The organism is Streptomyces africanus, assembly GCF_002150735.1.
Taxonomy (GTDB): Bacteria; Actinomycetota; Actinomycetes; order Streptomycetales; family Streptomycetaceae; genus Streptomyces; species Streptomyces africanus.
Window position 1 is genome coordinate 1 of sequence record NZ_MUKA01000549.1, and the last position, 225, is coordinate 225.

General features: G+C 71.1%; 1 protein-coding gene. It reads right to left on the reverse strand.

Annotated elements, in window-relative coordinates; all coding sequences use genetic code 11:
• A partial coding sequence (locus tag CCL05_RS46835; RefSeq protein WP_244204599.1) for an aminotransferase class III-fold pyridoxal phosphate-dependent enzyme occupies nucleotides 1-225 on the reverse strand: 225 nt, incomplete at both ends.

Genomic DNA, 225 nt, shown 5'->3' on the forward strand with positions numbered 1-225 from the left:
CCGGCTGGTCCGGAACCCGGTCATGACCTCGTCGGAGATGTAGAGGGCGCCGTTCTCGGCGCACAGGTCCTTCAGCCCCTGGTTGAAGCCGTCCGCGGGCGGTACGACGCCCATGTTGCCCGGGGAGGCCTCGGTGATCACGCAGGCGATCTCGCCGGGGTGGGCGGCGAAGGCGGCGCGCACGGCGTCGAGGTCGTTGTAGGGCAGGACGACGGTGTCACCGGC